The organism is Proteus vulgaris (assembly GCF_016647575.1).
GTDB classification, from domain to species: domain Bacteria; phylum Pseudomonadota; class Gammaproteobacteria; order Enterobacterales; family Enterobacteriaceae; genus Proteus; species Proteus mirabilis_B.
This window is the reverse complement of sequence record NZ_CP032663.1, coordinates 149,265-173,544: the sequence shown is the minus strand read 5'-3', so window position 1 is coordinate 173,544 and position 24,280 is coordinate 149,265. Positions and strand designations below refer to the sequence as shown.

Annotated in this window: 19 protein-coding genes, 3 tRNA genes and 3 rRNA genes; 6 read left to right on the top strand and 19 right to left on the bottom strand. The window is 42.0% G+C overall.

What is annotated here, in order from left to right; genetic code table 11:
- Positions 1-152: 152 nt before the first annotated feature.
- Positions 153-1,628 carry a ketol-acid reductoisomerase gene (ilvC, locus tag D7029_RS00900; RefSeq protein WP_194951616.1) on the bottom strand — a complete coding sequence of 492 codons (1,476 nt, stop codon included), beginning with the start codon at positions 1,626-1,628 and terminating at the stop codon, positions 153-155.
- Between the two features lie 170 nt (positions 1,629-1,798).
- Here ilvC and ilvY point away from each other — a divergent pair, with 170 nt between their 5' ends.
- Positions 1,799-2,686, top strand: coding sequence for an HTH-type transcriptional activator IlvY (gene ilvY, locus D7029_RS00895; protein ID WP_075674047.1), 888 nt, complete (start codon positions 1,799-1,801; stop codon positions 2,684-2,686).
- Here ilvY and ilvA read toward each other — a convergent pair.
- The 6 genes from ilvA to ilvL all read right to left on the bottom strand — a co-directional run bounded on the left by ilvA (position 2,672) and on the right by ilvL (position 9,262).
- Positions 2,672-4,246, bottom strand: coding sequence for a threonine ammonia-lyase, biosynthetic (gene ilvA / locus D7029_RS00890; RefSeq protein ID WP_194951615.1), 1,575 nt, complete (start codon positions 4,244-4,246; stop codon positions 2,672-2,674). The genes ilvY and ilvA overlap by 15 nt on opposite strands.
- 2 nt (positions 4,247-4,248) lie before the next feature.
- Positions 4,249-6,099 (bottom strand): dihydroxy-acid dehydratase, encoded by a 1,851-nt coding sequence (ilvD, locus tag D7029_RS00885; protein WP_088494045.1) that lies wholly within the window; start codon positions 6,097-6,099, stop codon positions 4,249-4,251.
- 72 nt (positions 6,100-6,171) lie between these two features.
- Entirely contained in the window at positions 6,172-7,098 is a 927-nt protein-coding gene (gene ilvE / locus D7029_RS00880) for a branched-chain-amino-acid transaminase (protein ID WP_194951614.1), read from the bottom strand.
- Between the two features lie 10 nt (positions 7,099-7,108).
- On the bottom strand, positions 7,109-7,384 hold the full coding sequence (gene ilvM, locus D7029_RS00875; RefSeq protein WP_023583660.1) for an acetolactate synthase 2 small subunit: 276 nt from the start codon (positions 7,382-7,384) through the stop codon (positions 7,109-7,111).
- On the bottom strand, positions 7,381-9,030 hold the full coding sequence (ilvG, locus tag D7029_RS00870; protein ID WP_088494047.1) for an acetolactate synthase 2 catalytic subunit: 1,650 nt from the start codon (positions 9,028-9,030) through the stop codon (positions 7,381-7,383). The genes ilvM and ilvG overlap by 4 nt, the downstream gene beginning before the upstream one ends.
- Before the next feature lie 130 nt (positions 9,031-9,160).
- A complete protein-coding gene (ilvL, locus tag D7029_RS00865; RefSeq protein ID WP_071788577.1) occupies positions 9,161-9,262 on the bottom strand; it encodes an ilv operon leader peptide in 102 nt (33 codons plus the stop codon).
- 442 nt (positions 9,263-9,704) lie between these two features.
- Here ilvL and D7029_RS00860 point away from each other — a divergent pair, with 442 nt between their 5' ends.
- Positions 9,705-11,237 carry a YifB family Mg chelatase-like AAA ATPase gene (locus tag D7029_RS00860; RefSeq protein ID WP_194951613.1) on the top strand — a complete coding sequence of 511 codons (1,533 nt, stop codon included), beginning with the start codon at positions 9,705-9,707 and terminating at the stop codon, positions 11,235-11,237.
- Positions 11,238-11,283: 46 nt separating this feature from the next.
- Here D7029_RS00860 and D7029_RS00855 read toward each other — a convergent pair whose 3' ends face one another.
- Complete coding sequence (locus tag D7029_RS00855) at positions 11,284-11,622, bottom strand: DUF413 domain-containing protein (RefSeq protein ID WP_036939631.1); 339 nt, start codon at positions 11,620-11,622, stop codon at positions 11,284-11,286.
- A 115-nt stretch (positions 11,623-11,737) separates the two neighbouring features.
- Here D7029_RS00855 and hdfR point away from each other — a divergent pair, with 115 nt between their 5' ends.
- Positions 11,738-12,559, top strand: coding sequence for an HTH-type transcriptional regulator HdfR (gene hdfR / locus D7029_RS00850; RefSeq protein WP_194951612.1), 822 nt, complete (start codon positions 11,738-11,740; stop codon positions 12,557-12,559).
- A gap of 246 nt (positions 12,560-12,805) precedes the next feature.
- On the opposite strand, the gene D7029_RS00845 is transcribed toward hdfR, so the two are convergent.
- The 6 genes from D7029_RS00845 to D7029_RS00820 form a co-directional block, all read right to left on the bottom strand.
- Positions 12,806-12,881 (bottom strand) — tRNA-Trp (locus tag D7029_RS00845).
- A 7-nt stretch (positions 12,882-12,888) separates the two neighbouring features.
- Positions 12,889-12,965 (bottom strand) — tRNA-Asp (locus tag D7029_RS00840).
- A 50-nt stretch (positions 12,966-13,015) separates the two neighbouring features.
- Positions 13,016-13,131 (bottom strand): 5S ribosomal RNA (rrf, locus tag D7029_RS00835).
- 118 nt (positions 13,132-13,249) lie between these two features.
- Positions 13,250-16,152, bottom strand: a 23S ribosomal RNA gene (locus D7029_RS00830).
- Between the two features lie 237 nt (positions 16,153-16,389).
- A tRNA-Glu gene (locus tag D7029_RS00825) sits at positions 16,390-16,465 on the bottom strand.
- 84 nt (positions 16,466-16,549) lie between these two features.
- Positions 16,550-18,092: ribosomal RNA gene (locus D7029_RS00820) — 16S ribosomal RNA — on the bottom strand.
- The 16S, 23S and 5S rRNA genes sit together here with 3 tRNA genes alongside, the layout of an rRNA operon.
- A 613-nt stretch (positions 18,093-18,705) precedes the next feature.
- On the opposite strand from D7029_RS00820, the gene D7029_RS00815 reads away from it, so the two are divergent.
- Positions 18,706-19,269, top strand: a complete 564-nt coding sequence (locus D7029_RS00815) for a gamma carbonic anhydrase family protein (protein ID WP_194951611.1) — start codon at positions 18,706-18,708, stop codon at positions 19,267-19,269.
- Here D7029_RS00815 and D7029_RS00810 read toward each other — a convergent pair.
- From D7029_RS00810 to dprA, 5 genes are read right to left on the bottom strand one after another with little or no spacing between them, the layout of a single operon-like run.
- Entirely contained in the window at positions 19,245-19,505 is a 261-nt protein-coding gene (locus D7029_RS00810; protein WP_194951610.1) for a DUF1488 family protein, read from the bottom strand. The genes D7029_RS00815 and D7029_RS00810 overlap by 25 nt on opposite strands.
- Positions 19,502-20,326 carry a shikimate dehydrogenase gene (gene aroE / locus D7029_RS00805; RefSeq protein WP_194951609.1) on the bottom strand — a complete coding sequence of 275 codons (825 nt, stop codon included), beginning with the start codon at positions 20,324-20,326 and terminating at the stop codon, positions 19,502-19,504. The genes D7029_RS00810 and aroE overlap by 4 nt, the downstream gene beginning before the upstream one ends.
- 5 nt (positions 20,327-20,331) lie before the next feature.
- Positions 20,332-20,901 carry an L-threonylcarbamoyladenylate synthase type 1 TsaC gene (tsaC, locus tag D7029_RS00800; RefSeq protein ID WP_194951608.1) on the bottom strand — a complete coding sequence of 190 codons (570 nt, stop codon included), beginning with the start codon at positions 20,899-20,901 and terminating at the stop codon, positions 20,332-20,334.
- The gene (locus D7029_RS00795) at positions 20,894-21,451 is read right to left on the bottom strand and encodes a type I DNA topoisomerase (RefSeq protein WP_194951607.1); all 558 of its coding nucleotides are present in this window, start codon (positions 21,449-21,451) and stop codon (positions 20,894-20,896) included. Before D7029_RS00795 ends, tsaC begins: the two co-directional genes overlap by 8 nt.
- An 18-nt stretch (positions 21,452-21,469) precedes the next feature.
- Positions 21,470-22,615 carry a DNA-processing protein DprA gene (gene dprA, locus D7029_RS00790; protein ID WP_194951606.1) on the bottom strand — a complete coding sequence of 382 codons (1,146 nt, stop codon included), beginning with the start codon at positions 22,613-22,615 and terminating at the stop codon, positions 21,470-21,472.
- A gap of 130 nt (positions 22,616-22,745) precedes the next feature.
- Between dprA and def the strand changes: the two genes are divergently transcribed.
- Positions 22,746-23,270 carry a peptide deformylase gene (def, locus tag D7029_RS00785; protein WP_194951605.1) on the top strand — a complete coding sequence of 175 codons (525 nt, stop codon included), beginning with the start codon at positions 22,746-22,748 and terminating at the stop codon, positions 23,268-23,270.
- 26 nt (positions 23,271-23,296) lie between these two features.
- On the top strand, positions 23,297-24,244 hold the full coding sequence (gene fmt, locus D7029_RS00780) for a methionyl-tRNA formyltransferase (protein WP_194951604.1): 948 nt from the start codon (positions 23,297-23,299) through the stop codon (positions 24,242-24,244).
- Positions 24,245-24,280: the final 36 nt, after the last annotated feature.

Genomic DNA, 24,280 nt, shown 5'->3' with positions numbered 1-24,280 from the left:
AAAACCGTACTCCATTAAGAAATACGGTTTTCGAAAAAATTCAATCTTCATTTTTCGCTTATTTTTCTAAGCTATTTACGTGAGAAGAAGGCGGCAAAAGAGGTTATCCCAAGTGTAGCCAACGCACTTATCGCGTAAAGAGCGACGAAAAATTAGTTGGCAACAGCAATCTTCTTCATATCCGTCATATACCCACGCAACGTTTTACCTACGGCTTCAATTGGGTGCTGGCGAATTGCTTCATTGATATCACGTAATTGTGCGTTATCTGTTCCATTATCTTGAACTTTCTTCGCTAAATCGCCAGCTTGCAATGTTGTCATAAACTCTTTCAGCATAGGAACAACAGCGAATGAGAACAAATAGTTACCATATTCTGCGGTATCAGAAATAACTACGTTCATTTCATATAAACGCTTACGAGCAATGGTATTCGCGATTAATGGCAGCTCATGCAGTGATTCATAATAAGCTGACTCTGCAAAGATCCCTGCTTCAATCATCGTATCAAAAGCTAATTCAACACCAGCTTTAACCATTGCAACCATTAACACACCGTGATCAAAGTACTCTTGCTCACTGATTTTACCCTCATATTCAGGATAATTTTCAAATGCGCTTGCTCCGGTCTCTTCACGCCATGTCAGCAAGTTTTTATCATCATTTGCCCAATCAGCCATCATTGTTTCAGAGAATTTACCTGAAATGATATCATCCATATGTTTCGCAAACAGTGGAGCCATGATCTCTTTCAGTTGCTCTGATAATGCATAAGCTCGCATTTTTGCAGGGTTAGATAACCTGTCCATCATCAAGGTGATACCACCTTGTTTCAGTGCTTCTGTAATCGTTTCCCAACCAAATTGCAGCAACTTACCTGCATAACCCGGCTCAACACCATCAGCAACCATCTTGTCGTAACATAACAGCGAGCCAGCTTGTAACATACCGCACAGAATAGTTTGCTCACCCATTAAGTCTGATTTTACTTCAGCAACGAAAGATGACTCTAAAACACCCGCACGATGACCACCTGTTGCAGCAGCCCATGCTTTCGCAATGGCCATACCTTCACCTTTTGCATCATTTTCAGGGTGAACTGCAATCAGTGTTGGAACACCAAAACCACGCTTATATTCTTCACGAACTTCGGTACCCGGACATTTTGGTGCAACCATAACAACGGTGATGTCATCACGAATTTTTTCGCCAACTTCAACGATATTAAAACCATGAGAGTAACCTAATGCTGCACCTGATTTCATCAATGGTTGAACAGCTTGAACAACAGCGGAGTGCTGTTTGTCTGGCGTTAAGTTAACAACTAAATCTGCTTGAGGGATCAACGCTTCATAAGTTCCAACCTCAAAACCGTTTTCGGTTGCACGACGCCATGATGCACGTTTTTCATCAATTGCTTCTTGGCGTAAGGCATACGCGATATTCAAACCTGAATCACGCATATTTAAACCTTGGTTAAGACCTTGAGCGCCACAACCAACAATAACGACTTTTTTGCCTTTCAGGTAATTTGCTTCATCAGCAAATTCTTCACGTGACATAAAGCGACATTTACCTAATTGCGACAACTGCTGACGCAGATTCAATGTATTAAAATAATTTGTCATAGAAGACTCCAAAATCGTTGTGTATGTGTTTGCTATTATTGTCCTCACTCTCCGTGAGGTGTTGCATGACTTTACTATATGGGATGAAAGCCATTGCTTAAATTGATATATTTACAAGATAGTGTTGCAAAAAATGCAACGTTCTTTTTTATCACCTAAGGTGGCTGACAATGGATATTCGTGATCTCAAACTCTTCCTGCATTTAGCTGAAAGTTGTCACTTCACCAAGACCGCACAAGCGATGCACGTCAGCCCTTCTACGCTCTCTCGTCAAATTCAACGCCTTGAAGAAAGCTTAGGCCATCCCCTGTTTTTACGTGATAACCGACAGGTGACTCTCACCGATGCGGGCGAACAGCTAAAACGCTATGCTCAACAAACCTTATTGCAATATAAGCAACTTAAGCACACGTTAAATCAAAATAGCCCCAGCCTTTCTGGTGAACTGCGTCTGTTTTGTTCTGTAACAGCGGCTTACAGCCATTTGCCACCTATTCTTGACCGCTTTCGTGCAGAAAATCCATTAGTTGAAATAAAGCTCACCACAGGAGATGCGGCTGATGCGGTCGATAAAGTACAATCTGATGAAGCTGATTTAGGTATTGCAGGAAAACCTGAAAAGCTTCCTGAAAATATCTGTTTTGAAAAAATAGGTGAAATTCCATTAGTACTGATTGCGCCCGCACTGCCGTGCAATGTTCGCCATCTTGCAACACAAGAGAAACCCGATTGGCTCAATATTCCATTTATCATTCCTGAGCATGGCCCATCGCGACAGCGAATTGCGTTATGGTTTAAACGCCACCGTATCCATAATCCTTTAATTTATGCGACTGTTTCTGGGCATGAAGCGATTGTCTCAATGGTGGCGTTAGGTTGTGGTATTGCACTTATTCCACAAGTTGTCGTTGATAACTGCCCTGAGCCCGTTCGTAATCGCATATCTTCATTGGATAATATTTCAATGGTAGAACCTTTCGAATTAGGCGTTTGTGGATTACACAAACGCCTTCAAGAGCCTGTGATTAGTGCTTTTTGGCGATTACTCCACGACTAAGTTTGCCGTTTGTGGTGACAGGAATAGCTGAAAAGAAGGATTTCCTGTCTCATCATGATATTCATAGCCTAATGCATCTAAATGCCGCTCGAAACGTCCTTCTGTTTCGGGTAGTTCAAATGCCACCAGCACACGCCCATAATCGGTACCATGACTACGATAGTGGAATAACGTGATATTCCAATAAGTCCCTAATGTTTTTAAAAACTTCATTAAAGCGCCCGGTGATTCAGGAAACTCAAAACTAAATAAACGCTCTTTAAGCGGTTTATTAGGACGACCACCGACCATATAACGCACATGAAGTTTTGCCATTTCATCATCAGACAAATCAGCCACTTGATAACCAGCAGTCGTAAGTTCACGCAAAATTTCTTTGCGCTCTGCAAGTCCTTGGCTTAAACGAACACCAACAAAAATACGTGCATTTTCAGGATCAGCATCGCTATAACGATAATTAAATTCCGTGACAACGCGTTGACCTAAGATCTGACAGAAACGTAAAAAACTACCCTTTTGTTCAGGGATCGTCACAGCAAGTAATGCTTCGCGTTTTTCGCCTAATTCACAGCGTTCAGAGACATAACGTAGTCCATGGAAATTCACATTTGCACCAGAAAGCACATGCGCTAGACGCTCACCTTTGATCTGGTGCTTTTCAACGTATTTTTTAAGCCCAGCCAATGCCAACGCGCCTGAAGGCTCTGCAATTGCACGCACATCCTCAAATAAATCTTTTACTGCGGCACAAATTTCATCACTATCAACAGTAATGACATCATCAACATATTTTTGGCATAAACGAAAAGTTTCATCACCAATACGCTTAACGGCAACACCTTCTGCAAATAAGCCCACTCGAGCTAATTCAACAGGGTGTCCTGCCTCTAATGCGGCTTTTAAACATGCTGCATCTTCTGCTTCAACACCAATAACTTTAATTTCTGGCATAAGCTGTTTAATTAATACCGCCACCCCAGCAATTAAACCACCACCACCAACTGGTACGAAAATACGGTCAAGATGAACATCTTGTTGTAAGAGTTCCATTGCCAGCGTTGCCTGCCCTGCAATGACAGCTGGATGATCAAAAGGCGGAACAAAGGTGTATCCCATCTCTTCAGACAGCGCGATAGCTTTCGCTTTTGCTTCATCAAAGTTGGCACCATAAAGCAAAGCTTCCCCACCAAATTGGCGAACAGCATCGACTTTGATATCCGCCGTTGCCACTGGCATCACGATTAATGCCTTTACACCCATTCGATTCGCTGACAGCGCAACACCTTGAGCATGGTTACCCGCAGAAGCCGTCACTACACCTTTTGTTTTTTGCTCAGGAGTCAGCCCTGCAATCATGGTGTAAGCACCACGTAATTTAAAGCTATGAACAGGCTGTCGGTCTTCACGCTTAACTAAAATTGTATTTTCTAAACGCTCAGAGATTTTTATCATCTCTTGGAGCGGGGTGACTATTGCAGCTTCATAAACCGGCGCACTCAGCGCCGCTTTTAAATATTCAGCGCTACTTGGCGCTGAATTTAAAGGTCTAAAGGCAGCCATTTTTAGCCCCCTAATTTAGATTTATCACGCACCGCACCTTTATCGGCACTAGTGGCTAAAGAGGCGTAAGCGCGTAAGGCGAACGAAACTTGGCGCTGTCTATTTTGTGGTGTCCATGCTTTATCACCACGGGCATTTTGTGCATCACGGCGAGCAGATAACGTTTTATCATCTACCTTTAATGAGATCTCACGAGTTGGAATATTGATAGAGACGATATCGCCCTCTTCCACTAAACCAATGACGCCACCATTTGCGGCTTCAGGTGAAACATGTCCGATAGATAAACCTGATGTTCCACCAGAGAAACGTCCGTCAGTGATAAGTGCGCAAGCTTTACCTAATCCCATTGATTTTAAATAAGAGGTTGGATACAGCATCTCTTGCATACCCGGTCCACCTTTAGGGCCTTCGTAGCGAATAATGACCACATCGCCTGCCACTACCTTTCCACCTAAGATAGCCTCAACAGCATCATCTTGGCTTTCATATACTTTTGCGGGACCACTAAAAATTAAGTTGTCTTCATCAACGCCTGCTGTTTTAACAATACAGCCATCTACTGCTAAGTTACCGGATAAAACCGCTAATCCACCATCTTGGCTATAAGCATGTTCTTTACTGCGGATACATCCGTTTTCACGATCGGTATCTAAGGTTGGCCAACGACAGTTTTGAGAAAATGCTTTCGTGGTACGAATACCTGCAGGGCCTGCTTGGAACATCGATTTTACTTGCTCATCTTGCGTTAACATCACGTCATATTGCGCTAATGTTTCTGGCAAAGTTAGCCCTAAAATATTATCTACATTACGGTTAAGTAAGCCGGCTCTGTCTAATTCACCTAAAATACCCATGACCCCACCTGCGCGGTGAACATCTTCCATATGATATTTTTGTGTACTTGGTGCCACTTTACATAAATGAGGTACTTGGCGAGAAAGCCTGTCGATATCTTCCATCGTGAAGTCAACCTCACCTTCTTGCGCAGCAGCCAATAAATGCAGAACTGTATTTGTCGAGCCACCCATTGCAATGTCTAAGATCATCGCATTTTCAAAGGCTTCTTTTTTAGCGATATTGCGCGGTAATGCAGATTCATCATCTTTTTCATAATAGCGCTTGGTTAATTCAACAATGCGCTTACCTGCGTTGATAAACAGCGTTTCACGATCTGCGTGTGTTGCAAGTAATGAGCCATTTCCCGGTTGAGATAATCCCAGTGCTTCTGTTAAACAGTTCATTGAGTTTGCGGTAAACATACCTGAACAAGATCCGCATGTTGGGCAAGCCGATCGTTCGATTTGCTCACTATCAGCATCGCTGACATTTGGATTCGCTCCTTGGATCATGGCATCAACCAGATCTAATTTGATCAGTTGGTCTGAAAGCTTCGTTTTTCCCGCTTCCATAGGGCCACCAGAAACAAAAATAACCGGAATATTTAAACGTAAAGACGCCATTAACATCCCCGGAGTGATCTTGTCGCAGTTTGAGATACACACCATCGCATCAGCACAGTGCGCATTAACCATATATTCAACAGAGTCTGCGATAAGTTCACGGGATGGCAAAGAGTAAAGCATGCCACCGTGTCCCATTGCGATACCATCATCAACCGCAATGGTATTAAATTCTTTAGCGACACCACCAGCGGCTTCAATTTGCTCAGCAACGAGTTTTCCTAAATCCCGCAGATGCACATGACCCGGTACAAATTGCGTAAATGAGTTCACAACTGCGATAATGGGTTTACCAAAATCAGCATCAGTCATTCCTGTTGCACGCCATAAGGCACGGGCTCCAGCCATATTACGACCGTGTGTCGTTGTCGCTGAACGGTATTTAGGCATTTTTCACACTCCTGCGATAAAGAAAGCGAGTAGGGAACGATCTACCCGCTAAACAAATTTATTTGATTATGTTTATGAATTGATTGGATCTAACCAGCCGTATTTATCTTCTGTTTCACCCGTAAACAGACCAAAGAAGGCTTTTTGAATTGCTTTGGTCACTGGGCCACAACGTCCGATACCTACTTGAATACCATCAACACTACGTACTGGTGTTATCTCTGCGGCTGTGCCTGACATAAAGACTTCGTCTGCAAGATAAAGTGATTCACGAGAAAGCACTTGTTCACGCACTTCATAACCTAGATCTTTTGCTAATTTGATGATCGCATCACGCGTGATCCCTGGCAGTGCTGATGAAGTAAATGGAGGTGTAAAAATAACACCCTCTTTTACTTCAAATAAGTTTTCACCTGCACCTTCAGATAAATAGCCATGAACATCTAACGCAATCCCTTCTTGGTAACCGTGGCGACGAGCTTCACTTCCCACTAATAATGAGGATAAATAATTACCACCAGCTTTAGCTGCGGTTGGAATAGTATTTGGTGCCGCGCGGTGCCAAGAGGAAACCATTGCATCAATACCTTTATCTAAAGCTTCTTCACCGAGATAGGCTCCCCACGGGAATGCAGCAATAATCACATCCGTTTTATAGCCTGCTGGCGGATTAACTCCCATACCGACATCACCAATAAAAACTAATGGACGAATATAAGCACTGACTAATTTGTTTTTACGTAAGGTTTCACGACATGCTTCCATTAACTCATCAACGCTTTGCTCAACAGGCATACGATAGATTTTGGCTGAGTCATGTAAACGTTGCATATGCTCACGATGGCGAAATACCACAGGACCTTTATGAGAATTGTAACAACGCACACCTTCAAATACGGAAGTACCATAATGTAATGCGTGAGACATCACATGAACCTTTGCCTCAGCCCATGGAACCATTTCACCGTTAAACCAAATATAATCAGCTTGCTTTGTCATTCTTTTATCCTTACATGGCACTTAGTGCATTCATGAATCGTAATTTTTCTTTCTGTTGATGTGATACTTGAATACCTGCAACATCAGCTAATTTTGTTAACTGGCTGCACAGAAGTTCTAATGGTCGCTGACTACTCACCGTCAGACTTAAATTAATATTGTTACTCTCTGTGATATTCATATTCATTGAGCATATATGAAAACCACGATGACGGATAACTCTCAGGATACGTTCTAAGATCTCTGGACAAAAACGGGCTTCAATTGTGATATTGTGTTGGTTCATTTTGATTTCTCCATCATCTCATCATTACTTGCGCCCGGCGGAACTAAAGGCCAGACATTTTCTGCGTCATCGATAGATACCTGTAATAAATAAGGGCCATCGCTCTCTAATAAACATTTTATTGCATCAGCAACTTGTGCTTTTTCTGTGATGCGTTGCCCTGGAATATCAAAAGCTTTAGCCAAGGCAACAAAGTCTGGATTGTCTGTTAAAATTGTTTCGCTATAACGTTGTTCAAAAAACAGCTCTTGCCATTGGCGAACCATACCAAGACGTTGGTTATCTAATAACACCAATTTGATAGGTAATTGCTTACGTTTAATTGTGCCCAACTCCTGCACATTCATCATAAAAGAGCCGTCGCCTGATACGCAGATAACACATGCATCAGGTCTAGCAATCTGAGCGCCTACTGCCGCAGGGATACCAAATCCCATGGTGCCTAAACCACTTGAAGTAATAAAATTTTCAGGTGCATCAAATGTCATGTGTTGTGCTGACCACATTTGATGTTGACCTACATCTGTTGTCACAACAGTATTTTCAGGTTTTGCATCTGATAATTGTTTTAATAATAACGGTGCATAAATTGCAGAGCCGGGATGATCATAACGCCACGCGTGTTCTGCTTTTAATTCTTGAACCTCTTGTTGCCAAGCTGCGATAGATAATGGCTGAGATAAAGCTGGTAACAACACTTTCGCATCCCCCAATAACGCAACATGCGCCTGTTTCAATTTATTTAATTCTGCATGGTCGATATCGATATGGATAACCTTGGCATTAGGTGCAAAAGTATTTAATCGTCCCGTTACGCGATCATCAAAACGTGCGCCAACAGCAATTAATAAATCACTACGCTGAACAGCATAATTTGCCGCTTTAGTACCATGCATACCTAACATGCCTAAATAATTGGCATCTAATGCATCAGCACAGCCTAATCCTTTTAAAGTGGAGACTACGGGCATTTCTGTTTGCGTCACAAATTCTCTTAACGTTTCCACAGCATTACTCATGGCAACACCACCACCTACATACAAAATAGGTTTTTGTGCCTTCGCTAACATCTGCTTAGCTTGAGCCAGCTCTTGTGTTGGGTAAGGAAACTCTTGCTCTTCTGGCAATTCATAACTTGATAAATGAGAAGCATCAGCCAATTGAACATCTTTAGGAATATCAATTAAAACAGGTCCAGGGCGACCTTGAGATGCGATAGAAAATGCTTCTGATAACACTCTTGGTAATTCATCAACGGTCGAAACTAAAAAACTATGTTTTGTACACGCTAACGAAAGACCTAAAACATCAATTTCTTGGAATGCATCAGTACCAATCAAATCGGAGGCAACTTGCCCTGTGATAGCAACAACAGGCACAGAATCTAACAATGCATCAGCAAGTCCAGTGATAACATTAGTAGCGCCTGGGCCTGATGTCGCGATACAAACACCCGTTGTACCTGTAGAGCGAGCAAAACCAATAGCAGCAATTGCAGCACCTTGTTCATGGCGACATAAAACATGTTCAACACCGCCATCATAAAGGGCATCGTAAACAGGCATGATCGCACCACCAGGGTAACCAAAGACTGTTTCGACTTGATGTTTTCGTAATGCCTGTACTAACCACTGTGCTCCATTCATTCTCTCACCCTACCATCTTAACTTCTTGTTTAATTTGAATTTATTTTCTATTTAATCTCTTTTTCAAACTCAAGCTCAAAAAAAACCCCCGCGCCTTTCGGTGCGGGGGTTTTTAAGAGATCCGGCTAGTTTAGTTAGCCTTTCTTCGTCCTAGTGCAGCCCCGCACGGTGGGTTAATAATCACCACCACGCTGACAATAATTAGGCTAATCACTAGGACGATAGTATTCATAGTTTTATAACTTCTTTTCTTATTTAAAATGTTTGTTGTGTTGTGTTTTCTTTCACTCTGTCCTTTTAGAGTTATCATGATATTTTAGAATTGACAACGTTTATTTTAAAAATAATCGTAACAATATGAATTTAATGAATATTTTTATACCGCAAATCACCACCAGAACATCTATCTATAAAATATTTATTTTTTAGTTATTAATGCCAAGAAAGAACCCGTTATTTTGTTTTTTCTACTATTACACGTCATTATTTAAAGTAAAAAAGAGAACAGGTTTTTTATTATATTTATATTAATTTATTAAATTATTTATCATTATAATTAATTACTATATTTCAATACGTTACGTTATTTTCGAGATACTTCGCATTTATTTAACTCTCCATTTAACACAAAAGAAAAAATAATTTAAAAAGAGAAAAATAATGGAGAATAAAAAATGGCATTAGCAATAATATATACACGTGCCTCTTTAGGAATATCAGCTCCGCTTATTACTATTGAGGCTCATATTAGTCAGGGATTACCCGGATTAACATTAGTTGGATTACCTGAGACTGTTGTAAAAGAAGCAAAAGACAGAGTAAGAAGTGCGCTCATTAATAGCGGATATACTTATCCTGCAAAAAGAATAACAATTAATCTATCACCTGCCGATTTACCCAAAGAAGGTGCGCGTTATGATTTACCTATTGCGCTGGCAATACTCATTGCATCTGAACAATTAATATCAAATAAATTAGAGTGTTATGAGTTTATTGGAGAGCTTGCACTTTCTGGTAAATTACAACGAGTTAATGCAGTTATTCCATCAATTCTTAGTGCTTCAAAAGATCATCGAATATGCATTGTATCAACAGAACATCAAACTGAAGTTTCATTATTACCCAACAAATCGGCTTTATTAGCCTCTCATCTTTTAGAAATTTGCCACCACCTAGAAAATAATACGCCATTAATTGAAACAGAAAGTTTTATTATTAATGATGAAATTGGAAATCAAGATAATAAAGATATGAGCGATATAATTGGTCAAAATAATGCAAAAAGGGCAGCAGAAATCACAGCAGCAGGAAATCACAACATTTTATTTCTTGGGCCACCAGGAACAGGTAAAACAATGTTGGCGCAAAGAATAAGTACACTTCTTCCACCTTTAACTGCTAAAGAAGCACTTGATGTATTAATCATTAGTAGTTTAAGAGGAGTGACATTTGATGAAAGAAAATGGCCTACAAGACCATTTAGAGCCCCGCATCATACTTCCTCTGCGGTTGCTTTAACGGGAGGAGGTTCTCTTCCTAAGCCAGGAGAAATTACATTAGCACATCACGGTATTTTATTTTTAGATGAACTGCCTGAATTCGAACGACGTGTACTCGATGCATTACGAGAACCTCTAGATGCTAGAGAAATTACTATTTCACGAGCAAAAGCCAAAATAAGCTACCCAGCCAACGTATTATTAGTCGGTGCATTAAATCCAAGCCCAACAGGACACTATCAAGGTAATCACAATCGAGTACCAATAAAACAGATCCTGCGCTATTTAAGCAAGGTTTCTGGACCTTTTTTAGATAGGTTTGATTTATCTGTCGAAATGCCACTGCTTCCTCAAGGCGCGCTTATTCATCCTACATTTACCACGGAAAGTAGTACTGCAATTAGAGAACGTGTTCTAAAGGCAAGAGAAAAGCAATTTGCACGATGTGGAAAAGTGAATACTTATTTAACTGGAAAAGAGATTGAATGCTATTGCTCGTTGAGTACTAGTGATGCAACTTTTCTTGAAGACACTCTAAATAAATTAGGATTATCAATACGAGCTTGGCATAAGATTTTAAGAGTATCGAGGACTATCGCAGATCTTGCAAACGAAGAGAAAATACAAAGAAATCATTTAATTGAAGCATTAAGCTTTCGGGCAATGGATAGGTTAATGATCTATTTACAAAAGCAACTAGATGGGTAAATAAAAAGGAGCGAAAATACGCCCCTTTTAACTAAAACTAATGATATTAATCATCAGAGTCGGTATAGTCATCAGATGGATCGAGCTGCGGCTTTCCACCCGATAATGTATGAAAACGTTTTGGACGACTTATACGACTAGTATATTTTTTCCAAATTTTTTCTTCGACCGTTGCTGCTTCTCGTTCGCCACGACACATGGCAACAAATAATTTTTCCGCTTCAGTTGTAGGCTCTCGTTTGCCTAAATCAAGCTCATTAAAGGCTTGACCATGACGTTCCAATATCTGGGATTCCTTGATAGTGAAATCGCCATGACGAGAAAAACCACGCGGATAATGTTTATTGTCAAAAAAACGATTAGTCGTGATAAAACTTTCTGCCATCTGACACACTCCTAATTCTCTATCGTCATACTTATGGCGCGGAGTATTAGATAGTCATGCGGTTCTGTAAAACAAAATATTTAAATCGTAACGACAAATTTTTTTGGAGATAGATGTGGATACCGAATTACTGAAAACCTTTTTGGAAGTCAGTAAGACTAGACACTTTGGACGAGCCGCTGAATCTCTTTATTTAACGCAGTCTGCGGTTAGTTTTAGAATACGGCAATTGGAAACACAATTAGGTACAAATCTGTTTACTCGCCATCGTAATAATATTCGTCTAACTGTCGCGGGTGAGAGGCTTATTCCTTATGCTGAATCGTTAATGAATACATGGCTTCTCGCTAAAAAAGAGATTAGCCATGCTTCTCAACATTCAGAGCTATCAATTGGCGCTACAGCATCACTCTGGGAAGCATATCTAACATCTTGGTTACAGGAATCTTATCTAGAAAGAAAAGAGCTCAGAATTGAATCTAGAGTCTCTACAAGGCAATCTCTTGTAAAACAACTTCATGCAAGAGAGCTTGATCTTCTTTTTACAACTGAAGCACCGAAAATGGATGAATTAGAAAGTAAAATTATTGGTGATATTACTTTCCAGCTGATGAAAATAGCATCAAATAAAACAGAAGAAATAGCACAATTTATCAAAATCGAATGGAGTGCTGATTTTCAGCCTTTTCTTCCTAATGGTGCAGTACAAAAAATTGATCCTATTTTGACCACTAACTCCGCAATGATTGCTTATCAGTTAATGAAAACAACTCAAGCAGTTGCATTTCTACCTACACATTGGCTCGATCTTTATTCAGATCTTGCCCCTGCCTCGACAGAAGTTATTCAAAAACCTTTATTCGCGGTTTGGCTAAATACCAGTGATCAACAAGTATTGATACAACAGCTATTAAAACAGCCGATAAATAATCAATAAGGCTTAAATCCACTCTATAGTTATTCATAATATTAACGAATAACTTTTGGATTTAAGTTTTATCTCTAGAATTCATAATATATAACAGGGAATATTACCGATAAATATTGGTAAAGAGAGTGTATTAGTAGGTTAATTGATGAGTGTTTAGAGTAGTAAATATTGAGAATATACAAATAACAAAAAGCCCAGTTAATTAACTGGGCTACAAAGAAGTATAAATTTTGTTATTACTTAATTGGTAACTGGCAGGGGCGGAGAGGCTCGAACTCCCAACACCCGGTTTTGGAGACCGGTGCTCTACCAATTGAACTACGCCCCTAAATAGTTGGCGGAACGGACGGGACTCGAACCCGCGACCCCCTGCGTGACAGGCAGGTATTCTAACCAACTGAACTACCGCTCCGCGTATTCTTTGCGCAATTAATGTTATTGAACACTAATGCTTTAATTAATGCCTGGCAGTTCCCTACTCTCACATGGGGAGACCCCACACTACCATCGGCGCTACAACGTTTCACTTCTGAGTTCGGCATGGATTCAGGTGGGTCCGCTGCGCTATGGCTGCCAAGCAAATTCTGTTTTATTACCCGTTATTGTGTATCTCTACACATTAACCAGCAATATTCAATCTTAAACAAGCTTACTTCATCTACTGTCGTCTCTCAGACAAAACACCTTCGGTGTTGTCAGGTTAAGCCTCACGGTTCATTAGTACTGGTTAGCTCAACGTATCGCTACGCTTACACACCCAGCCTATCAACGTCTTAGTCTTAAACGTTCCTTTAGGTCACTCAAGGTGACAGGGAAGACTCATCTCGAGGCAAGTTTCCCGCTTAGATGCTTTCAGCGGTTATCTCTTCCGCACTTAGCTACCGGGCAATGCCATTGGCATGACAACCCGAACACCAGTGGTGCGTTCACTCCGGTCCTCTCGTACTAGGAGCAACCCCTCTCAATCTTCCAACGCCCACGGCAGATAGGGACCGAACTGTCTCACGACGTTCTAAACCCAGCTCGCGTACCACTTTAAATGGCGAACAGCCATACCCTTGGGACCTACTTCAGCCCCAGGATGTGATGAGCCGACATCGAGGTGCCAAACACCGCCGTCGATATGAACTCTTGGGCGGTATCAGCCTGTTATCCCCGGAGTACCTTTTATCCGTTGAGCGATGGCCCTTCCATTCAGAACCACCGGATCACTAAGACCTACTTTCGTACCTGCTCGAGCCGTCACTCTCACAGTCAAGCTGGCTTATGCCTTTGCACTAACCGCATGATGTCCGACCATGCTTAGCCAACCTTCGTGCTCCTCCGTTACTCTTTAGGAGGAGACCGCCCCAGTCAAACTACCCACCAGACACGGTCCCCGATCCAGATTATGGACCTAGGTTAGAACATCAAACGTTAAAGGGTGGTATTTCAAGGTTGACTCCATGCAGACTGGCGTCCACACTTCATAGTCTCCCACCTATCCTACACATCAAGGCTCAATGTTCAGTGTCAAGCTATAGTAAAGGTTCACGGGGTCTTTCCGTCTTGCCGCGGGTACACTGCATCTTCACAGCGAGTTCAATTTCACTGAGTCTCGGGTGGAGACAGCCTGGCCATCATTACGCCATTCGTGCAGGTCGGAACTTACCCGACAAGGAATTTCGCTACCTTAGGACCGTTATAGTTACGGCCGCCGTTTACTGGGGCTTCGATCAAGAGCTTCTCCTTACGGATAACCCCATCAATTAACCTTCCAGCACCGGGCAGGCGTCACACCGTATACGTCCACTTTCGTGTTTGCACAGTGCTGTGTTTTTAATAAACAGTTGCAGCCAGCTGGTATCTTCGACTGGCTTCGGCTCCGTCCGCAAGGGACTTCACTTACCGCCAGCGTGCCTTCTCCCGAAGTTACGGCACCATTTTGCCTAGTTCCTTCACCCGAGTTCTCTCAAGCGCCTGAGTATTCTCTACCTGACCACCTGTGTCGGTTTGGGGTACGATTGTTGGTAACCTGAAGCTTAGAGGCTTTTCCTGGAAGCAGGGCATCAATTGCTTCACCACCTTAGTGGCTCGTCATCACACCTCAGCATTAAGTGACCGGATTTGCCTAATCACTCTGCCTACATGCTTGAACCGGGACGACCGTCGCCCGGACAACCTAGCCTTCTCCGTTCCCCCATCGCAGTTACCACCAGTACGGGAATATTAACCCGTTTCCCATCGACTACGCTTTTCAGCCTCGCCTTAGGGGTCGACTCACCCTGCCCCGATTAACGTTGGACAGGAACCCTTGGTCTTCCGGCGTGCGGGTTTTTCACCCGCATTATCGTTACTTATGTCAGCATTCGCACTTCTGATACCTCCAGCATACCTCACAGTACACCTTCGCAGGCTTACAGAACGCTCCCCTACCCAACAACACATAGTGTCGCTGCCGCAGCTTCGGTGCATGGTTTAGCCCCGTTACATCTTCCGCGCGGGCCGACTCGACCAGTGAGCTATTACGCTTTCTTTAAATGATGGCTGCTTCTAAGCCAACATCCTGGCTGTCTGAGCCTTCCCACTTCGTTTCCCACTTAACCATGACTTTGGGACCTTAGCTGGCGGTCTGGGTTGTTTCCCTCTTCACGACGGACGTTAGCACCCGCCGTGTGTCTCCCGTGATAACATTCTTCGGTATTCGCAGTTTGCATCGAGTTGGTAAGTCGGGATGACCCCCTAGTCGAAACAGTGCTCTACCCCCGAAGATGAGTTCACGAGGCGCTACCTAAATAGCTTTCGGGGAGAACCAGCTATCTCCCGGTTTGATTGGCCTTTCACCCCCATCCACAAGTCATCCGCTAATTTTTCAACATTAGTCGGTTCGGTCCTCCAGTTAGTGTTACCCAACCTTCAACCTGCCCATGGATAGATCACCGGGTTTCGGGTCTATACCCTGCAACTCATTCGCCCAGTTAAGACTCGGTTTCCCTACGGCTCCCCTATACGGTTAACCTTGCTACAGAATATAAGTCGCTGACCCATTATACAAAAGGTACGCAGTCACCCCATAAAGAGGCTCCTACTGCTTGTACGTACACGGTTTCAGGTTCTTTTTCACTCCCCTCGCCGGGGTTCTTTTCGCCTTTCCCTCACGGTACTGGTTCACTATCGGTCAATCAGGAGTATTTAGCCTTGGAGGATGGTCCCCCCATATTCAGACAGGATAACACGTGTCCCGCCCTACTCGTCGAGTTCACAATAACAGCATCTTCGGATACGGGGCTATCACCCTTTACTGCCGGACTTTCCAGACCGTTCTCCTGATGCTGCTATTGATTAAGACTCTGGGCTGTTCCCCGTTCGCTCGCCGCTACTAGGGGAATCTCGGTTGATTTCTTTTCCTCGGGGTACTGAGATGTTTCAGTTCTCCCGGTTCGCTTCATGACGCTATGTATTCACGTCATGATAATATCCATTGGATATTGGGTTTCCCCATTCGGAAATCGTCGGGTATAACGGTTCATATCACCTTACCGACGCTTATCGCAGATTAGCACGTCCTTCATCGCCTCTGATTGCCTAGGCATCCACCGTGTACGCTTATTCGCTTAACCTCACAACCCGAAGATGTTTCTCTCGAAGACCAATGTCTTGAGTTCACACTTCAAGGTCTGAGATTTTGAGAGACTCATCAATATACCTCGGTGATATATTGATTTGTTTTCAATTTTTCAGCTTGTTCCAGATTGTTAAAGAGCATAATAGGTAAAATAACTCATGCGAATTATCTTAACTATTCTCTGATTTTCATCAGACATAGTGTGGTACGCCTTTCACTCATACCGCGCAATTGGCGTCCCCTAGGGGATTCGAACCCCTGTTACCGCCGTGAAAGGGCGGTGTCCTAGGCCTCTAGACGAAGGGGACTCTTGTCAGCTTCGCAGACGCGCTTTTGCTCGTTCTTCATCAGACAATCTGTGTGAGCACTGCACATAACACGTATCTCTTAGGTAAGGAGGTGATCCAACCGCAGGTTCCCCTACGGTTACCTTGTTACGACTTCACCCCAGTCATGAATCACAAAGTGGTAAGCGCCCTCCCGAAGGTTAAGCTACCTACTTCTTTTGCAACCCACTCCCATGGTGTGACGGGCGGTGTGTACAAGGCCCGGGAACGTATTCACCGTAGCATTCTGATCTACGATTACTAGCGATTCCGACTTCATGGAGTCGAGTTGCAGACTCCAATCCGGACTACGACAGACTTTATGAGTTCCGCTTGCTCTCGCGAGGTCGCTTCTCTTTGTATCTGCCATTGTAGCACGTGTGTAGCCCTACTCGTAAGGGCCATGATGACTTGACGTCATCCCCACCTTCCTCCGGTTTATCACCGGCAGTCTCCTTTGAGTTCCCGCCATCACGCGCTGGCAACAAAGGATAAGGGTTGCGCTCGTTGCGGGACTTAACCCAACATTTCACAACACGAGCTGACGACAGCCATGCAGCACCTGTCTCAGAGTTCCCGAAGGCACTCCTCTATCTCTAAAGGATTCTCTGGATGTCAAGAGTAGGTAAGGTTCTTCGCGTTGCATCGAATTAAACCACATGCTCCACCGCTTGTGCGGGCCCCCGTCAATTCATTTGAGTTTTAACCTTGCGGCCGTACTCCCCAGGCGGTCGATTTAACGCGTTAGCTCCAGAAGCCACGGTTCAAGACCACAACCTCTAAATCGACATCGTTTACAGCGTGGACTACCAGGGTATCTAATCCTGTTTGCTCCCCACGCTTTCGCACCTGAGCGTCAGTCTTTGTCCAGGGGGCCGCCTTCGCCACCGGTATTCCTCCACATCTCTACGCATTTCACCGCTACACGTGGAATTCTACCCCCCTCTACAAGACTCTAGCCAACCAGTTTCAGATGCAATTCCCAAGTTAAGCTCGGGGCTTTCACATCTGACTTAATTGACCGCCTGCGTGCGCTTTACGCCCAGTAATTCCGATTAACGCTTGCACCCTCCGTATTACCGCGGCTGCTGGCACGGAGTTAGCCGGTGCTTCTTCTGCGGGTAACGTCAATTGCTAAGAGTATTAATCTTAACACCTTCCTCCCCGCTGAAAGTACTTTACAACCCTAAGGCCTTCTTCATACACGCGGCATGGCTGCATCAGGCTTGCGCCCATTGTGCAATATTCCCCACTGCTGCCTCCCGTAGGAGTCTGGGCCGTGTCTCAGTCCCAGTGTGGCTGATCATCCTCTCAGACCAGCTAGAGATCGTCGCCTAGGTGAGCCATTACCTCACCTACTAGCTAATCCCATATGGGTTCATCCGATAGCGCAAGGTCCGAAGAGCCCCTGCTTTGGTCCGTAGACGTCATGCGGTATTAGCCACCGTTTCCAGTAGTTATCCCCCTCTATCGGGCAGATCCCCATACATTACTCACCCGTCCGCCGCTCGTCAGCAAGAAAGCAAGCTTTCCCCTGTTACCGCTCGACTTGCATGTGTTAGGCCTGCCGCCAGCGTTCAATCTGAGCCATGATCAAACTCTTCAATTAAAAGTGTTTGATGCTCAAAGAAATCGAAAACTTAGCTATTCATAAATGAATTTACTTTTGTTGTTCACTCTTCAAGACTTGATACATCTAATATTTTAGAAGATATCGTCTCTGCGAGTGCCCACACAGATTGTCTGATAATTTGTTAAAGAGCAGTGCAACATTCGCTGCCGTTTCCGGTCTTCTGCGTTGTTGCGAGGAGGCGTATATTACGTTATTCCTCTGAAGAGTCAAGAGTTTTTTCAAACTTTTTTCTTTTCTCTTCGCTGTCCTTCGCGGCTGTTGTCAGCTCATCGTCGGTCAGTGGATGCGCATTATAGGGAGTTCTCGGATTAGCGCAAGTATTTATTTCAACTTTTTTTCTGTTCGTTCTCTTTTTGAACTTTACGTCTATTTTTGATACGAAAAACATCTTTTGTGTGTAAAAAATATACGCTTTATCTTGTTATTGTCTATTCGGTATATTCTATCAATTACACTCTATTACTCTGCTTTCTCCTTTATTATCGGTTTTTATAGTCTTACTGTATAAAAATCATTGCTCTCGCCAGCCTGCCCCATCCGCTGCTATGCTTTTCTTATTATAAAGTGAAACCAAATACGAGGTTAAATTATGGGGAAATCAACAATCAGGAATTACTTACACCTTTCGCCTTCTATCGACAAAGATGTTTTTATTGATGAAACAGCAACTGTGATTGGAGATGTACGTATGAGTGAAGATGTCAGTATCTGGCCTATGGTTGTTATTCGTGGTGATGTGAATTACGTGAGTATTGGGAAAAGATCAAATATTCAAGATGGTTCAGTCCTTCATGTCACTCACATCTCACCCGAGGATCCTGAAGGTTTTCCTCTTATCATTGGTGATAATGTTACTGTTGGGCACAAAGCAATGTTGCACGGCTGCACAATAGGAAATCGTGTTTTAGTCGGAATGGGTTCTATTTTACTTGATGGTGCAATTATTGAAGACGATGTAATGATTGGCGCAGGCAGTTTAGTTCCACCAGGAAAGCGGCTTGAAAGTGGTTTTCTTTATTTAGGAAGTCCAGTGAAAAAGATCCGTCCACTTTCATCAGCAGAAATAGAGCACTTTATCTATTCTGCTAATAATTATGTCGGGTGGAAAAATAACTATTTAGCTACTCGTCAATCTGCCATTGATAAAGAATAGATAGGATGGAGAGTTGATAACTCATATTCCGTTACCAACTCTTCAAATTCTTCTTCAATGTCCCAACGATTTTGTTTAAATAATAAAATTCCTTCTCCAACACCAAAACGTTCAATAAGCTCTTGCTCTGTAATTTGACAATCAAAAAGCATTCCGTTGATCATTATAGGAAAAAGAACACTCCTATCCTCAGCTAGCCATATTTCACGATCTGGAAATTGAATGGACTGGTTCATTGATTCAATCTTTCTCTTAATACATTAAGGACGGGATTAATATCCGGCACAATTTCATACCACAGTTCAAGTGCATAAGCGGCTTGTCCTACTAACATACCTAATCCATCTGATAAACGCGTGCTTCCATGTTTTAACGCGTTATATAGAAATGATGTCATCCCTGTTTGATAATAAAGATCGTAGCACGCTGTATCAAAACCATAAACAGTGTTAGGAATAGGTGGTAAATCATTAGTCATGCTGGATGAAGAGGCATTTATAATTAAATCGTAATGTCTATCGGCAACATCTTCGACAGCTATTGCTCGGATCGTTCCAAATTGACTAAATTCTTTTACTAATTGTTCAGCTTTAGCAAATGTACGATTGGTTAAAGTAATATCACAATCAAAATCAAGTAATGGAAGCAGTATTCCTCTTGTTGCGCCACCAGCACCGATAACTAAGACTGATTTAATCTTATTAGGCACAATAAAATCGAGTCTTGCTAAATCCAGAATAAGTCCTTGCCCATCGGTATTATCACCAAGGAGTGAGCCATCTTCCAATTTAACAATAGAATTAACTGCACCACATGCTTTCGCTCTATCCGTTAATTTATCCACAAAGCGGAATGCATCTTCTTTAAAAGGAACAGTTACATTAGCACCTCGCCCCCCATTAGAAAAAAAATGTGAGGCTGTTTTATCAAATTCACCTAAAGGAACAAGTAAACGTCCATAGCCATACTCTATTCCTGTTTGTTTTGAAAAAAATTGGTGGATGAAAGGAGACTGACTATGCTCGATAGGGTTTCCCATCACTAAATATTTTTCCATCACAATCACCCTTGTCGATATAATTCACCCGTTAATGCATCTCGGATTTCAGAAGGATTCTGTCTACCTCCGACACTCCCTTCAACGATAGGAATTGTATCCTGAAACTGTGCTTTTACTTCTTCAACTGTACGACATGGTGGTAATCCACTTAAATTCGCACTCGTTGAAACTAAAGGTTTTCCATAGGCTAGGCAGAGTTCTTTAACAACTGGGTGGTCTGTTACTCTCACAGCTAAAGAAGTAAATTTTCCAGTTAACCACTTTGGCGTCGTTGATTTGGCAGGAATAACCCATGTAACAGGTCCCGGCCAAGACGCAAACATTCTATCTCGCTGAGTTTGAGTCAATGCACTATCGTCGATATAAGGTTTCAATTGCTCATAATTATCAGCAATTAAAATTAGCCCTTTGTCAATTGAGCGTTGTTTTAACATTAATAATGCCATAACAGCATGTTCGCTATCAGGATCACAACCTACCCCAAACACGGCTTCTGTTGGATATGCGATGACTTTATTATTTTTTAATGCTGCTATTATAGTGTTGCTTACAGGTGATGCTTCGTTATTCATGTTCTTCTCTTTTTGTTTGTTGCTTTCCACATAATTTGCTGGCGCACACCAATCTTACTCCTTGAGAAGACCTTTTTTCCATCAATAATGGATAGTGGCAATATTCACATTCACCATTAACCGGCTTGTTATTTAATACAAATTGGCATTCTGGATATTGGTTACAAGCATAGAATGTCTTACCAAACCTAGACTTACGTTGTAGTAATTTTCCTTTTTCGCATTGAGGACAAGGTATAACGGTTTCATCAGGTTTATCAATTTGTTCTATATGTTCACATTCAGGATAATTACTACAACCAATAAACATCCCAAATTTACCCTGACGTAAAACTAAATCTGCACCACAACACTTACAAGGTTGCCCTTCTAAGACTTTTATAATTTGCCCATCACCTTGTGATTTTAATGTTTTAATATAGTGGCAATCAGGGTAAGCCGAACATCCTAAAAAAGGGCCATGCCCTCCACTTTTCATCACTAATGCACTGCCACATTCAGGGCATTTTTCCTGTTCAGGCTGCTGTGTAAACGGCATATGCTTTGCCATTGTTTTACCTCATTACACTTATTCCAATCGAGTATAGCCACCAGCCACAATAGCGACTTTTTCAATAAGCTCAAGCTCTAATAAAAGAGGAGCTAATTCAGAAGTTGATAGTCCACTATCCTGAGCAATGATATCAATGGGTACAGTTTTATTAAAACGTAGAAAAGGTAATATCACTTCCATCGCCTGCTGTTGTTCAGGTGTAAATTGTTCTACTTTAGCCTCTTGTTTTTCACTATTAATAAGTGTTGTATATTCTTCTGTGATTTGTTTTTGTTGATACTCATTAACACAAGTAAGCCACTGCAAAGAACTATTTAAATATTCAAAGATATCTTCAGGTGAAGATGTTAAATTTGCACCTTGCTTAATAAGTTGGTGATTACCTTCAAAATGAATATCACCCAATAGTCCCGGTAACACGAACAACTCTTTACCTTGTTGCAAAGCATAGTTTGCTGTTATTAAAGAACCGCTTTTAATTCCGGCTTCAATAATAAGTAGTGCAGCACTTAATCCACTAATAATTCGATTACGTTGAGGAAAATGACGCGCTAAAGGTGGAGTCATAGGTAAATGTTCAGAAATAAGAAGACCAGATTCTTTTATTTGTGTTGCAAGAGTACGATGAAATGACGGATAAATCTGCTCTAAACCACTCCCTAGTACAGCAATAGTAATACCATTATTTTTTAATGCACTTCGATGTCCAATACCATCAATACCTTGAGCTAAGCCACTTGTAATAGTGAGCTCTTTCTTTACTAGTTCCTGTGCAAAATAAGTTGCCCATTTAGAACCGTATGGTGTAGCAACTCGACTACCAATTAATGCAATTTGTGTGCTTTTTAAATACTGTCTATTCCCTGCAACAAAAAGCAAAAGTGGGGGCGATGATATTTGCTTTAATAAGGGTGGATAATCTGAATCTGTAATCGTTAATAATGATGATTCGTTTTTATCTAACCATTTTAATGTATCGTTGACAGTATTTGCATGAAGTCTTAAGAATTGGTGACTTTGCTGTTCTGACAGACCACAACCTATTAATAGTCTTTGATTTAATTGAGTTAAAGATTGTAGATACCCTGCAATTTGAATTGCTTTATTAGTGGGTAGTCTTGAAACAGCATTAAGCCTTATCCATATTTCTCTAGCATCCATGCTTTATCCTAATATTGTTTTTAGCAAACAGGGTGAGTGCTAAACACACCAAATACTGTCAATCTAGACAATAAATGTCTAGAATAGACGTTAAATCCTATTCACATTTTAGAAACAGTCCGAATAAATTATGGCAGTGTTACACGTATTACATTATCCAGACGAGCGCCTTCGCACGATTGCAAAGCCAGTCGAAAAAGTTGATGCCGAAATCCAAAAAATTGTCGATGATATGTTTGAAACAATGTATTTGGAAGAAGGTATCGGCTTAGCTGCGACACAGGTGAATATCCACCAGCGCATTATCGTCATTGATGTCTCTGAAACTAGGGATCAAAGACTGGTATTAATAAACCCAGAACTTCTTGATGCTGATGGCGATACAGGCATAGAAGAAGGCTGTTTGTCTGTTCCAGAACAGCGTGCTTTTATTCCTCGTGCAGAGCATGTAAAAGTAAGAGCTCTTGATTACAATGGCCAACCTTTTGAGTTAGAGGCTGATGATTTATTAGCTATCTGTATTCAACATGAAATGGATCATTTAGTTGGTAAATTATTTGTAGATTATTTATCTCCATTAAAACGCCAACGCATCCGTCAAAAAGTTGAAAAACTCGATAAGCTAGATAAAAAAAGAGCTAAAGCAGGACAGTAACAGTTAAATTGAAACAGGAAGAAAACGTGTCTGATTCATTACGTATTATTTTTGCGGGAACACCCGATTTTGCGGCTCGACATTTAGCTGCATTGTTATCAACCCAACATCGAGTGGTGGGAGTACTCACTCCTCCAGATAAACCCGCAGGAAGAGGTAAGAAACTGACTATTAGCCCTGTTAAAGAACTGGCGTTAACTCATAATATTCCTGTTTATCAGCCTGCCTCTTTAAAACCAGAAGAGAACCATGAGTGGATAGTTGCACAACAAGCAGACATTATGATTGTTGTCGCTTATGGCATGATCTTACCTAAAGCCGTTCTCGAAATACCGCGTTTAGGTTGCCTTAATGTGCATGGTTCTCTCCTTCCTAAATGGCGTGGTGCTGCACCAATTCAACGCTCTTTGTGGGCAGGAGATAAAGAAACAGGTGTCACAATTATGCAAATGGATGTTGGCTTAGATACAGGTGATATGCTGTATAAAGCCTCGTGCCCAATTACAAATGAAGATACCAGTGCATCTCTTTATGAAAAGCTTGCAGAGCTTGGACCGAAGGCTCTAACAACTACGTTAGATCTCATTACCTCAGGTAAAATAAAAGCTGAAAAACAAGATGATAATTTAGCTAATTACGCGCAAAAATTATCTAAAGAAGAAGCAAAAATTGATTGGTTATTATCAGCAGAACAGATTGAACGTTGCATAAGAGCATTCAATCCGTGGCCAATGAGCTTTTTCATGTTAGATGAGCAACCTGTGAAAGTATGGAAAGCACAAGCTATTGCTGACGATACAAATCAACCAGCAGGAGCCTTATTAAAAGCAGATAAAACGGGTATTTATATTGCGACAGGTAACGGCATTCTAAATATTACTGAATTGCAACCATCAGGTAAGAAACCTATGGCTTCTGCCGATTTCTTAAACTCCAAGCGAGATTGGTTCACTCCTGGAAAAATCATTCAATAATAATTCTAAACCCTGATATCTAACACTTTTATCAGG